The 11,353-nt window shown below is 62.4% G+C and carries 14 protein-coding genes; 8 read left to right on the top strand and 6 right to left on the bottom strand.

Annotation, left to right across the window (positions count from 1 at the left end; all coding sequences use genetic code 11):
* From CTR53_RS20785 to CTR53_RS20775, 3 genes are all read left to right on the top strand, one after another.
* Positions 1 to 468 (top strand): hypothetical protein (locus tag CTR53_RS20785; protein WP_290818278.1); only part of this gene is annotated, 468 nt, incomplete at its 5' end.
* Complete coding sequence (locus tag CTR53_RS20780) at positions 452 to 1,177, top strand: response regulator transcription factor (RefSeq protein ID WP_290818275.1); 726 nt, start codon at positions 452 to 454, stop codon at positions 1,175 to 1,177. The genes CTR53_RS20785 and CTR53_RS20780, both read left to right, overlap by 17 nt.
* Positions 1,170 to 2,669: a HAMP domain-containing sensor histidine kinase gene (locus CTR53_RS20775; protein WP_290818272.1), complete on the top strand. Its 1,500-nt coding sequence runs from the start codon at positions 1,170 to 1,172 to the stop codon at positions 2,667 to 2,669. Before CTR53_RS20780 ends, CTR53_RS20775 begins: the two co-directional genes overlap by 8 nt.
* A 12-nt stretch (positions 2,670 to 2,681) precedes the next feature.
* Here the strand turns inward: CTR53_RS20775 and CTR53_RS20770 are convergent, their stop codons facing one another.
* Positions 2,682 to 3,251, bottom strand: a complete 570-nt coding sequence (locus CTR53_RS20770; protein ID WP_290818269.1) for an HdeD family acid-resistance protein — start codon at positions 3,249 to 3,251, stop codon at positions 2,682 to 2,684.
* An 87-nt stretch (positions 3,252 to 3,338) separates the two neighbouring features.
* Here CTR53_RS20770 and CTR53_RS20765 point away from each other — a divergent pair, with 87 nt between their 5' ends.
* Both CTR53_RS20765 and CTR53_RS20760 read left to right on the top strand, forming a co-directional pair.
* Positions 3,339 to 4,361: an adenosine deaminase gene (locus tag CTR53_RS20765; protein ID WP_290818281.1), complete on the top strand. Its 1,023-nt coding sequence runs from the start codon at positions 3,339 to 3,341 to the stop codon at positions 4,359 to 4,361.
* Positions 4,362 to 4,406: 45 nt separating this feature from the next.
* Positions 4,407 to 4,721, top strand: coding sequence for an EthD family reductase (locus CTR53_RS20760; RefSeq protein ID WP_290818266.1), 315 nt, complete (start codon positions 4,407 to 4,409; stop codon positions 4,719 to 4,721).
* Between the two features lie 357 nt (positions 4,722 to 5,078).
* Here CTR53_RS20760 and CTR53_RS20755 read toward each other — a convergent pair whose 3' ends face one another.
* Positions 5,079 to 5,585 (bottom strand): hypothetical protein, encoded by a 507-nt coding sequence (locus CTR53_RS20755; RefSeq protein WP_290818263.1) that lies wholly within the window; start codon positions 5,583 to 5,585, stop codon positions 5,079 to 5,081.
* A 163-nt stretch (positions 5,586 to 5,748) separates the two neighbouring features.
* Positions 5,749 to 6,027: a hypothetical protein gene (locus CTR53_RS20750; protein ID WP_290818261.1), complete on the bottom strand. Its 279-nt coding sequence runs from the start codon at positions 6,025 to 6,027 to the stop codon at positions 5,749 to 5,751.
* An 88-nt stretch (positions 6,028 to 6,115) separates the two neighbouring features.
* Between CTR53_RS20750 and CTR53_RS20745 the strand changes: the two genes are divergently transcribed.
* A complete protein-coding gene (locus tag CTR53_RS20745; RefSeq protein WP_290818258.1) occupies positions 6,116 to 6,280 on the top strand; it encodes a hypothetical protein in 165 nt (54 codons plus the stop codon).
* On the opposite strand, the gene CTR53_RS20740 is transcribed toward CTR53_RS20745, so the two are convergent.
* The 3 genes from CTR53_RS20740 to CTR53_RS20730 form a co-directional block, all read right to left on the bottom strand.
* Positions 6,281 to 6,529, bottom strand: coding sequence for a hypothetical protein (locus CTR53_RS20740; RefSeq protein WP_290818255.1), 249 nt, complete (start codon positions 6,527 to 6,529; stop codon positions 6,281 to 6,283). It lies immediately after the preceding gene.
* On the bottom strand, positions 6,516 to 7,496 hold the full coding sequence (locus tag CTR53_RS20735) for an IS1595 family transposase (protein WP_290818252.1): 981 nt from the start codon (positions 7,494 to 7,496) through the stop codon (positions 6,516 to 6,518). Before CTR53_RS20735 ends, CTR53_RS20740 begins: the two co-directional genes overlap by 14 nt.
* A 353-nt stretch (positions 7,497 to 7,849) precedes the next feature.
* Positions 7,850 to 8,758, bottom strand: a complete 909-nt coding sequence (locus CTR53_RS20730; RefSeq protein WP_290818249.1) for a LysR family transcriptional regulator — start codon at positions 8,756 to 8,758, stop codon at positions 7,850 to 7,852.
* Positions 8,759 to 8,901: 143 nt separating this feature from the next.
* Here CTR53_RS20730 and CTR53_RS20725 point away from each other — a divergent pair, with 143 nt between their 5' ends.
* Together CTR53_RS20725 and CTR53_RS20720 are read left to right on the top strand one after the other, a co-directional pair.
* On the top strand, positions 8,902 to 10,092 hold the full coding sequence (locus tag CTR53_RS20725) for an acyl-CoA dehydrogenase (protein ID WP_290818246.1): 1,191 nt from the start codon (positions 8,902 to 8,904) through the stop codon (positions 10,090 to 10,092).
* Positions 10,093 to 10,121: 29 nt separating this feature from the next.
* A complete protein-coding gene (locus tag CTR53_RS20720) occupies positions 10,122 to 11,342 on the top strand; it encodes a CaiB/BaiF CoA-transferase family protein (protein WP_290818243.1) in 1,221 nt (406 codons plus the stop codon).
* Positions 11,343 to 11,353: the final 11 nt, after the last annotated feature.

The raw sequence follows: 11,353 nt of genomic DNA, 5'->3' as shown, positions 1-11,353 counted from the left end.
CTGCCGGTCATGCTGGCGGGATGTGAGATGCTGCGCCTGACCCCGGAGCCTGCGCCACAGCCGATGCAGGAAACGCCTCCGCCTGCTGCACCGGTTGCCGAACCGCAAGCCGAACGCGCCATACCGCTGCCAGCACGCAAACCGTCGCTGCCTGTCGTCGCAAGCGCGCCGTCGCCGGCTGCTGCGGTGCCTGCGGAAGAACACCTGCCGCGTCCGCCTGTCGTGGTCGGCCTGACCCGCGATGCGCTGATCGAGCAGTTCGGCCGACCGGCCGGCGAACGTGAAGCTGCGCCAGCGCGTGTGATGGAATTCACCAGCGGCGACTGCCGCCTGGCCGCCTATCTGTATTTCGATACCACGCGCAACGATTTCTATACCCTGCAATACGAGGTCAACGGCCTGCCAGCGCCGCATGATGCCGTTGACCGCTGCCTCTCAAGGATTGCCCGCGATGCCAGCCGCCGCTGACGCTCTGTTGATCGCTGTCGTCGATGACGACAATCTGTTTCGCGACACCATCTCCGCGAACCTGCGTGAAGCAGGCTATCGCGCCATCACCTTCGACAACGGCCCCGCCATCGTCGACTGGTTCGCCAAGGGCAATCGCTCTGCAGCCCTTCTGCTGGACTGGCAAATGCCGGTGCAGGACGGGCCGACCACGCTGGAGCAGTTGCGCGCCGCCGGCCATGCCCTGCCGGTGATTTTCCTCACCGGCCTGAACCAGCCGATCTTCGAAGAAAAGGGACTGAAGCTCGGGGCTGTCGATTTCGTCGACAAGAGCAAGAGCTTCGCCATTATCCTGCAGCGCCTGCGCATCGCGCTGGCGGCCAAAGCACCGGTGGCCGGCGAGTCCACCGCCGTGGCGGTCGAGGGCGGGCTGGTGCTCGATGTCGCCAGCGCCCGCGCCTCCTGGAACAACGCGCAGGTCGATCTCACCCATGGCGAATTCAAGGTGGTGCAGCTGCTGGCGCAGCGCGCCGGCCGCGATGTCGGCTATCGCGAGATCTACGACGCCGTACGCGGCGTCGGTTTCGAAGCGGGGCAGGGGCCGGAAGGTTATCGCGCCAATGTGCGCGCCATGGTGAAGCGCATCCGCCAGAAATTCCGCGACCTGGATACCGAGTTCGACGCCATCGAGACTTATCCCGGCTTCGGCTATCGCTGGCGTCATGGCTGACACCTCGACGCAGCTGCATCGGCTCTGGCGGTCCCTCACGGTCCGCGCGCTGGTCGTGCTGGCGCTGTTCGTTGCCTTGCCTGTAGTGCTGTATCTCACGTTCCGGCAAGCGGATATCGACCGGCAGCGTCTGTTGCTGGAAAGCATCCGCGTCAAAGGCCTTACCGTCGGCCGCGTGCTGGAGGAACGGCTGCAGCGCGCCGACATGATCCCGCTGTTCCGGCTCGGCGAGGAGCTGGCGCGATTCCAGACCGAGGGTGTCAGCCTGCGGCTTTTGTTCCGCCCGCATGACGGCGCTCCCGACGCCGGTTTCCTCTATGTCGCCTCGGCGCCGCCGGTGCAGCCGGCCGATCTGGAAGACGAACGCATGCGGCTGGAAGCCAGCGGCGTACTGGCGCAGCTGGGCGAATCCTGCGCCGGCGACCTGCCGCTGGCGCTGCGCATCGAACGCGCCGACCGCGGCGCCGAACTGATCACCTCGCTCACCCCCGTCAGGACTGCGCGCGGCTGCTGGGTGCTGGTGATTTCCAGCAACCTGACCGACGAGGCCGAACAGCGGCTGGGCCAGCCCTACTGGCATGCGCCGGAAGTGCAGGTCGCGGCGGCGATCTATCTGATCTTCGCCGCCATCGTGCTGGTGATCGCCTTCGATATCGCGCACGGCCTGCGTCGTTTCGCTGCCACGGCGCGCGCCGTGGCCGAACGCCGCATCGAAGGACGGTTCGCCCAGCGCAACCAGATTCCCGAACTGGAACCTGTTGCCAACGCCTTCGACCGCATGGAAGACAGCCTGCGATCCACCGCCAGCGAGTTGCGCGCGGCGGCGGAAGAAAGCGCGCATGCCTTCAAGACGCCGCTGGGCACGATCCGGCAGGCCATGGTCCCGCTGCGCACGCGTGTGGCCGGCGACGACAAGCGCAGCCAGCAGGCGCTGATGGCGGTGGATGGCGCGCTCGACAAGCTCGACAGCCTGGTGCGGGCGGCGCGCAATCTGGATGACTCGGTGGCCGACCGGCTCGATCCGCCGCGCGAGAAGGTCGATCTCGGCGCGCTGGTCGAAGATGTGGTCGATACTTTCGCCGCCGATGCCGCCACCCGGCAGATCAGCCTGCGCACCTCGATCGAGTCCGAGGCCAGCGCGCCGCTCGGCGGCCGCCTGATCGCCGACGCGCTCGGCCAGGTGATCGAGAATGCGCTGAGCTATGCGCCGGCCGGCAGCGTGGTGACGGTGACGCTGCATCGCGGCACCCGTCGCGTGCTGATCGTCGTGGCCGATAACGGGCCGGGCGTCGAGGCGGCGCTGATGCCGCATATCTTCGACCGCCATGTTTCCTTCCGCGACCGCAGCCGCAGCGACGCCGTTACCTCGGGTAATTTCGGTCTCGGCCTGTGGGTGGCCAAGCGCAACATGGAATCGGTCGGTGGCACGATTGAAGCCGCCAACCGGCGCGGCGGCGGCTTCATCGTCACCTTGGGCTTGCCCCTCGCTTAGAAGATCGGGCGCTTAAAGCACCATCCGGTCGCGCTGCTGGCGTCGCCACGCAAAGGCCAGCAATCCGCCGCCGATCAGCAGCGCCAGGATGCCCAGCACCCAGGTCGCCGCCACCGCCACCGCATTGGGAAACAGCGCGAGCAGAAGCCCGATCACCAGCAGTACAATGCCGCCGCGGCTGAACGGCCAGTCGACGATCTGCTTGCGCATCTGCAGGCTGTGCGTGATGGCGATCAGGCCGAACAGCACCAGCCAGCCCGCCAGCACATAGATCAGCAGCGCCACAGTGGCCTGCGGCCACAGCACGCTGACCAGGCCGACGATCAGTCCGGCAATGCCGGTGGCCGTTAGGATGCTGCGGCCCGGCGAACCGGCCGCTACGCGCAGCGCCAGGAGAAGCGTGACGGCGCCGTCCAGCAGGGCATAGGCACCGAACAGCGTGACCAGTGCGGCCAGGCTGATGCCGGGCCAGAAGATCGCCACCAGGCCGAAGATCACGGCCGCGGCCCCGCGCAGCACGATCAGCCACCAGCTGCGGCGCGGCATCGGCGCGGCGGCGCCGGGCGGCATGCGTTCAACCATCGGTTCTGCCCTTCAATGTGTTATGCGGAGAGTATAACGGTGCGATCCTCAATTGTCGCGCCGGTCGCCGCGCGCTACCCTGACGGCATGACCGACCTTTCCGCTTTCATTGCCGGCCTGCCCAAGGCCGAGCTGCATGTCCATATCGAAGGCACTTTCGAGCCCGAGCTGATGTATGCGCTGGCCCAGCGCAATGACGTGGCCTTTGCCTATGAGTCGGTAGAGGCCCTGCGTGCCGCGTACAAATTCGGAAACCTGCAGGATTTCCTTGATCTCTATTACCAGGGCATGGGCGTGCTGCTGACCGGGCAGGATTTCTACGATCTGGCCATGGCGTATTTCCGCCGCGCCGCCGCGCAGAACGTGCGGCATGCGGAAATCATGTTCGATCCGCAGGGTCATACCGAGCGCGGCGTGCCGTTCCAGACCATGATCGACGGATTGTGGCGCGCCAAGGCAGATGCCGAGGCACAGTTCGGCATGACGATCAGCATGATCCTGAGCTTCCTGCGCCATCTGGATGAAGCCAGCGCGCTACGGACGCTCGAAGAGGCACAGCCCTGGCGGGACCGTTTCATCGGCGTCGGGCTCGATTCCTCCGAGAAGGGCCATCCGCCGTCGAAGTTCAAAAACGTGTTTGCCCGCGCGCATGATCTTGGCCTGAAAGCCGTGGCGCATGCCGGCGAGGAAGGCCCGCCGGAATACGTCTGGGAAGCGCTCAATCTTCTGCGCGTGCATCGCATCGACCACGGCAACCGCGCGCTGGAGGATGCAGCCCTTGTGAAGCGGCTGGCAGCAGAGAAAATCCCGCTCACCGTCTGCCCGCTGTCCAACCTGCGGCTTTGCGTGGTGGACGACATGAGACAGCATCCACTGCGTCGCATGCTGCAGGCCGGCCTGGTGGCGACGGTGAATTCCGACGACCCGGCCTATTTCGGCGGCTATGTGAACGAGAATTACACGGCCGTGCAGCAGGCGCTGGATCTGACACGCGACGAGATCCTGGCGCTGGCGGAAAACGGCTTCCGCGCTGCTTTCATCGACGAGGCGGCGAAGCAGCGGCATGTCGCGGCGCTGCGGGCGTATGCTATTTACGAGTCAATGAGCTAGATAACCCTCGGACGCTCGGAGAGGCGTTCAGGCAGGAGTCCGACCATGATCAAGATGAGCGTCTACTATCCGGCCGATCGCGGCTCGAAGTTCGATCACGACTACTATCGCACTCGCCACATGCCACTGATTCAGGAACGGCTCGGCGATGCCTGCCTGCGCTACGAGATCGATAAGGGTCTTGCGGGGCGCGAACCTGGCAGCGCGCCGGAGTTCGTCGCGGCGTGCCACATCTACTCGCCGTCCCTGGCGACATTCCAGGAGGCGTTCGGTCGCCACCGCGCGGAGATTGTCGCGGACGTCGCCAACTATACGGACATCGCGCCCATCGTGCAGATCAGCGAAGTCGTTGGAGGGTAGGGGCTTCGGCGCCTCAGGCGTCGCCGCTGAATTTTCCGGGATCGGCGTAGCGCTGGCCAGCTGATCCATGGCGACGCCGCCGGTGCCCCGCGGCGCTCCGTGTCAGGACTGCGGCGATTATAGACCTTCAAGGCCATATCCTGGTCGCGCAAGAGCAACAAACGGCGTTGCTGGAGCAGGTGGGGCGCCCTTAAAAATATCACTCGCCTGCCCTTGAAATGGCAATTATGTAGATGACTGTGCAATTAAAACCGAGCGAGATTTGCCGAAAGATGTGCTTTACGAGGCGAAAGAAGCTTTTTGGAGTTGGTTCGGGATCAACGAAACTTTTATCAAGGACGGGGATGCAGGGGAAGTTTATGACCTTTTTTTGAGGCTCAAGACTGTATTCGCAAAAGAAAGCAATTCTTCAACGGGTGCGCCCAGCATCCGCTGATACCGCTGGGCAGCCTCGATTAATGTGGTGACATGCTCTTTGAATTCCGGATAAGTAAATCGTAATTCTTTTGCTTCGTAAGGGCCGCCGCGTGAGCGATAGATAAAGGTTATGTCGGTGGAGTTGGAGGCGACGTATGCATGCGTAATCGCATCTCGTTTAGCCGCTTGCAAGATACTCAATTGCTCAACCAATTGTTGCTTCTTCGGATGATCGGAATGTTTCAACAATTCACAGAGAAGGCGAATCTTGCGGCCGAATTCCATGCCTGCCACTAAGATGTGAGTTTCGGAATGTTCTAAGCGCAGGAATTTTCCGATTGAATAATCTAACGTGACATCGAACATAAGCCAAAGGCCGTGGAAATGGCCGAGGCTCTGGTGAAAACCCGGCGGGAAGGCTGGCGCGTCTATAATTTTTTTGTTCATGGGAATTTCCTGGCGATGACAAAGAAATCCGAACCATATCCCGAGGCCGAGAAGCAGCAGCGCACCGAAAAGACGCTGAAAAAGATGCTCGGGACGAAGAAGGCGGAGAAGGACAGGCCGCTAAAGGTCACGCCAAAGAATGCTTTTTGGATTTTTGATAATCTCATTTGGCCTGCGATTGAACGTGCGCGGCGCGCTCAAAAAGACGCGACACGCAGTCTGAAAGAAAGCCAGTCGTAGAGGCTAGAGTTTCATAATCGGTTGGTAATCCTGCAATCTGTGCTTCCGCCAGTACCGTCAGCATTTCGTTTTTGTGCGCATTTAGAGAGGCCGCCGCATTCGTAGCCGCTGAATGCAGTTTTACCAATATATCAACTAAGACTACCTCCACTGCCATAGCGCGGAAAAACGGTTCAACGTTTTCTGGAATTTCTTCACTCATCATTCCCTCCCGTGAGTGCGGCACTTTTTTAGCTGGCTCATATTCCAATGAAACGCTAGCCTACTCAATACATAAGGGGGAAACGGCTATGGCGCGCAATGAGAAGACCGGCAAAGATATGGCGAGCATCGCCTCGCGTGCGATCAAAGACCCTAAGTCTGTGACGCTGACTGAAATCCAGAGTATGGGGGCCAGCCTGTTGACTCAGGCACCTGATAAAAAGGCGCCGATAAAGCCTAAGAAAAAGAAATAATCACCGACCTGTGCGAAGGCGTTTCATTTTTAAAACCGCGCGCGACGGAATGCGGATAACGCCGGAAGTCTGTTCGTCGTCTTGCCCGATCTGTCCGAGATTCGGCGCCAGCGCCTTTACGTCTTTGCCGTCGTGGATCAGAAAACCAAGTGACATAACGGGAATGACATTCATGGCGTTATCGTAATCGCTGACATAGCGCCATTCCGGCACCGGCTGACGACTATCAACCCATTCAATCAGCACCATGGGCGGGGATTTCGGTTTTCTTTTCGTCTGCGCCATTTGTCAGTTCTGCATAAGTCAGTCGCTTGCCACTTATACCACAAAGCGCGCGTTCCATCCTCATTTCGTCGTCACAGCCCAGCGCCTGCCGGTTGCTGTAGCGGAAGTCGAATTCGGCCAGATAGCGGTGCAGGTGATGGGAGGCACAGTGCTGGTAGGTGCCCCGCATGCCGCGCTTGAACACCCCGAAATAGCCCTCGACATGGTTGGTGGTGACGCCATCGCGGACAAATTCCCGGATCATGTGCTTGACCGTGGCATGGCCTGCGAAGGCCTTCCCGATGCGGGGATACATCCGGGCCTCATCGGTATGCAGGACCGAGGCCGGATCGGCGACCGAGGTGATAAAGGCCCCGGCGGTCTTGGCGCTGATCGACTTGGCGGCCATGCTGCGGACTCCACCGCCGGGCTGCACAACGCTCAGCACCTTCATCTTGCCCCCGGTGCCCTGTTCGCCAACCCAGCCGCGTCCGGACTGGAATACGGCACGTCCCGGCCCGATCAGGGTCTCGTCGGCCTGCACCGTCTTGCCACCACCGCCCAGCGGCCCGGAGGTGCCGTCCTCGGCCATGGCCTCGCGGATCCGATGCGCCATGAACCACGCCGATTTGTAGGACAGGCCGAGCACGCGGCCGAGCTGGTGCGCGGAAATACCCTTCTTGCTGCTATTCATCAGGTAGGTGCCATGCAGCCATTTATGCAGCGGGATATGGCTGCGCTCGAATACGGTTCCGACCCGCACCGTGAACTGGCGGCGGCAGGGCGTGCAGCGATACCACCCCGGCCCCATGGAAGGCCCATAGGGGGAGATATGCTTACCGGAACAGCAATAGGGGCAGACGACCCCTTTAGGCCAGCGCACCCGCTCCAGGTATGCCCGGGCCTTGTCCTCATTATGGAAATGGCTGTCATCGAAGCGGCGTTTCGGCATCGGAATATCTCCTCTGCCGCCATCTCAGCAAGCCGAAGTCGTACAGTCAAGTATATAATTTCGCCTTGAAATCGAACAAATCAAGAACATATTCATGGCAAAAGCTGTTGACCGTCGTGCATATCGGGGTATGCGTCATCGTCAGGATCCGGGGCGGCGGGTATGGAGTATGGGTTTGGACAACGAGCGCGCGAACGAACCGCTACGAACGCAAACGAACGCAAACGAAGCGCTACGAACGCCGGCGAACACAAACGAGCATCAAACGAAACGGAACGAACGCCAACGAAGCGAAACGAACACCGGCTGATGGCATCGCCCTGGGGCGGCTGATGCCAATGAATGGCAGGGTGCTATCGCCTGCTCGCGCGCCTCACGGCCTCCAGCAGCCAGTCGCGGAAGGCGCGCAAGGCCGGATCGTTGCGGCGCGCCTCGGGATAGAACAGGCAGTAGGCCTGCTTGCTGCCGATGCTTTGCCCGAAGGGCGTCACCAGGCTGCCGTCTGCCAGTTCCGGCTCGACGAGAAAGCGCGGCACGATGGCGGCGCCCAGCCCGACCACGGCGGCCTGCACCACCATGGCGAACTGGCCGTAGCGCGGCCCGAGCGGCACGGCGGGCGCGGCGACATTCACCAGCGCGAACCAATCGGCCCAGGCCGAGGGCCGCGTCGACTGCTGCAGCAGCGGCAACTTGAACAGGTCTTCCGGCTTTTTCACGCGATGCTTGGCCAGCAGCTTTTTCGACGCCACCGGCACCAGCTCTTCCTCGATCAGCCGGTCGACCACGGCGCCGGGCCAGACCGGATCGCCGAACGAGATCGCGGCATCCAGCGGCTCGGCGGCGAAATCGAAGGTCTCGATCCGGGTCGGCAGGTTGACCGTGATCTGCGGATGCTTCGCGGCAAACTCCGGCAGGCGCGGGATCAGCCAGCGTGTGCCGAAGGTCGGCAGCGTCGCCACCGTGAGGAGCGCATTGCCGCTGCGCGCCGCCATGGTGTTGACGGTGGCGGCGCCGATGCGGCCCAGCGCATCCTGGAGTTCCCGGGCGTAGCCTGCACCAGCCGGCGTCAGCACGACGCGCTGGCGAATGCGTTCGAACAGCGTGAGCCCGAGCAGTTCTTCCAGCAGCTGCACGCGGCGGCTGACGGCGGCCTGGCTGACATTCAGCTCGGATGCTGCGGCCGTGAAGCTTTCATGTCGCGCCGCGGCTTCAAAAGCAGTCAGGGCCGACAGCGGCGGCAGGAAACGGCGGGGCAGGGCCACGAAGATGCTCCGGAAGTTGATAACTATCAGTCATTAACCAATAGCAAATCATCGTTTGCGCGCCAAGCACCGCTCGGGCAGCTTGCCGCACCAGCCGGGGAGTATACTCTCCCCTTCAAAAATCGCAGTCCGAGGACACCGCCATGAACGTGCAGAGCGCCACAAAAGCCGCCTTCAAGTGGGAAGATCCCTTCAACCTCGACGCCGAACTGACCGAGGACGAGCGCCTGATCCGCGATACGGCGCGCGAGTATTGCCAGAACAAGCTGCTGCCGCGCGTGAAGGAAGCCTTCCGCGAGGAAAGGACCGATCCGGCGATCTTCCGCGAAATGGGCGAACTCGGCCTGCTCGGCTCGATGATCGAAGGCTATGGCTGCGCCGGCGCGTCTTACGTGGCCTATGGCCTGGTGGCGCGCGAAGTCGAGGGCGTCGATTCCGGCTACCGCTCGATGATGAGCGTGCAGTCGAGCCTGGTGATGTATCCGATCTATGCCTATGGCAGCGAAGCCCAGCGCCAGAAGTATCTGCCCAAGCTGGCGACCGGCGAATGGATCGGCTGCTTCGGCCTGACCGAGCCCGACCACGGTTCCGATCCGGGCGGCATGAAGACCCGCGCCAAGCAGGTGCCGGGCGGTTATGAAGTCACCGGCGCCAAGATGTGGATTTCCAATTCGCCGCTCGCCGATGTGTTTGTCGTCTGGGCCAAGACCGAAGACGGCATCATCCGCGGCTTCGTGCTGGAAAAGGGCATGAAGGGGCTGTCGGCGCCGAAGATCAACGGCAAGCTGTCGCTGCGTGCCTCGATCACCGGCGAAATCGTCATGGACAGCGTGTTCGTGCCGGAAGAAAACATGCTGCCGAATGTGCAGGGCCTGAAGGGTCCGTTCGGCTGCCTGAACAGCGCGCGCTACGGCATCGCCTGGGGCGCCATGGGTGCGGCGGAAGCCTGCTGGCACCAGGCGCGCCAGTATGTGCTGGACCGCAAGCAGTTCAATCGTCCTCTGGCCGCCAACCAGATCATCCAGCTCAAGCTGGCCAACATGCAGACCGAGATCGCGCTGGGGCTGAATGCCGCGCTGCGCGTCGGTCGTCTGCGCGATGCCGGTCAGGAAACCCCGGAGATGATCTCGCTGATCAAGCGCAACAACTGCGGCAAGGCGCTGGATATCGCCCGTATGGCGCGCGACATGCACGGCGGCAACGGCATTCATGAGGATTACCATGTGATGCGCCATCTGGTGAATCTGGAAACGGTGAACACCTACGAGGGCACGCATGACGTTCATGCACTGATCCTCGGCCGCGCCATGACCGGCATTCAGGCTTTCTACTAAGTCGCACCGATACAGGCGGAGCTGCCGGCATGCGTGCGCTGGACGATATCGTAGTACTCGATCTCAGCCGCGTGCTGGCGGGTCCGTGGTGTACCCAGAATCTCGCCGATCTTGGCGCCACCGTGATCAAGGTGGAAAAGCCGGGCGAGGGCGACGACACGCGCAAATGGGGTCCGATCTACCTCAAGGATCCCGAGACCGGAGCACGCGCCGACTCTGCCTATTATCTGGCCGCCAATCGCGGCAAGCGTTCGATCACCGTCGACATGGCCACGAAAGACGGCCAGCAGATCCTGCGCGATCTGGCGAAGAAGGCCGATGTGGTGGTGGAAAATTACAAGCTCGGTGGGTTGAAGAAATACGGGCTGGATTACGACAGCCTGTCGAAGCTCAATCCGCGGCTGGTCTACTGCTCGATCACCGGCTTCGGCCAGACTGGGCCTTATGCGCCGCGCGCCGGCTACGACTTCATCATCCAGGGCATGGGCGGGCTGATGAGCGTGACCGGCGAAAAGGACGGCCTGCCGGGCGGCGGTCCGCAGAAGGCCGGCGTGGCGCTGGCCGACGTGATGACCGGGCTGTATTCGACCATCGCCATCCTCGGCGCGCTGAACCAGCGGCATCGCAGCGGTAAAGGTCAGTATATCGACATGGCGCTGCTGGACGTGCAGGTGGCAGCCCTCGCCAACCAGGCGACCTATTACCTGGTCGGCAACGAGGTGCCGGAGCGCATGGGCAACGGCCATGCCGCCATCGTGCCCTATCAGAGTTTCCCGACCTCGGATGGCCATGTGATCATCGCGGTCGGCAACGATGGCCAGTTCGGCAAGCTGGCCGACGAACTCGGCCATCCGGAATGGAAAACCGATCCGCGCTTCGCCACCAATATCGAACGCCTGCATCACCGCGCCGAGATCGTTGCCGCCATTTCGGAAGAGACGAAAAAGCGCAGTATCGATGACCTGATCGCGGCGCTGGAAAAACGCCAGGTGCCCTGCGGTCCGATCAACACGGTGGATCGCGTCTTTGCCGATCCGCATGTGCAGGCGCGCGGCCTGCAGAAGACCGTGCCGCATACCGGGCAGGGCACACTGCCCAGCGTGGCGAGCCCGCTGCGTCTGTCGGAGTCTCCGGTCAGCTACGACCGCGGCCCGCCGCTGCTGGGCGAGCATACCGACGAAGTGCTGGCCGAACAGCTGGGTTTCGATGCGGTGCGTCTGGGCGAGCTGCGCAAGAAGGGCGTGATCTGACGGTAGGGTCT

This window comes from Ferrovibrio sp. (genome assembly GCF_002796975.1).
In the GTDB taxonomy this organism is placed as follows: domain Bacteria; phylum Pseudomonadota; class Alphaproteobacteria; order Ferrovibrionales; family Ferrovibrionaceae; genus Ferrovibrio.
This window is presented reverse-complemented; position numbering and strand designations above follow the sequence as displayed.

Excerpts from the sequence above, each read along its gene's own strand:
- CTR53_RS20780 (WP_290818275.1), top strand. The coding sequence starts at position 452 with ATGCCAGCCGCCGCTGACGCTCTGTTGATCGCTGTCGTCGATGACGAC.
- CTR53_RS20775 (WP_290818272.1), top strand. The coding sequence starts at position 1,170 with ATGGCTGACACCTCGACGCAGCTGCATCGGCTCTGGCGGTCCCTCACG.
- CTR53_RS20770 (WP_290818269.1), bottom strand. The coding sequence starts at position 3,251 with ATGGTTGAACGCATGCCGCCCGGCGCCGCCGCGCCGATGCCGCGCCGC.
- CTR53_RS20765 (WP_290818281.1), top strand. The coding sequence starts at position 3,339 with ATGACCGACCTTTCCGCTTTCATTGCCGGCCTGCCCAAGGCCGAGCTG.
- CTR53_RS20760 (WP_290818266.1), top strand. The coding sequence starts at position 4,407 with ATGATCAAGATGAGCGTCTACTATCCGGCCGATCGCGGCTCGAAGTTC.
- CTR53_RS20755 (WP_290818263.1), bottom strand. The coding sequence starts at position 5,585 with ATGAACAAAAAAATTATAGACGCGCCAGCCTTCCCGCCGGGTTTTCAC.
- CTR53_RS20750 (WP_290818261.1), bottom strand. The coding sequence starts at position 6,027 with ATGAGTGAAGAAATTCCAGAAAACGTTGAACCGTTTTTCCGCGCTATG.
- CTR53_RS20745 (WP_290818258.1), top strand. The coding sequence starts at position 6,116 with ATGGCGCGCAATGAGAAGACCGGCAAAGATATGGCGAGCATCGCCTCG.
- CTR53_RS20740 (WP_290818255.1), bottom strand. The coding sequence starts at position 6,529 with ATGGTGCTGATTGAATGGGTTGATAGTCGTCAGCCGGTGCCGGAATGG.
- CTR53_RS20735 (WP_290818252.1), bottom strand. The coding sequence starts at position 7,496 with ATGCCGAAACGCCGCTTCGATGACAGCCATTTCCATAATGAGGACAAG.
- CTR53_RS20725 (WP_290818246.1), top strand. The coding sequence starts at position 8,902 with ATGAACGTGCAGAGCGCCACAAAAGCCGCCTTCAAGTGGGAAGATCCC.
- CTR53_RS20720 (WP_290818243.1), top strand. The coding sequence starts at position 10,122 with ATGCGTGCGCTGGACGATATCGTAGTACTCGATCTCAGCCGCGTGCTG.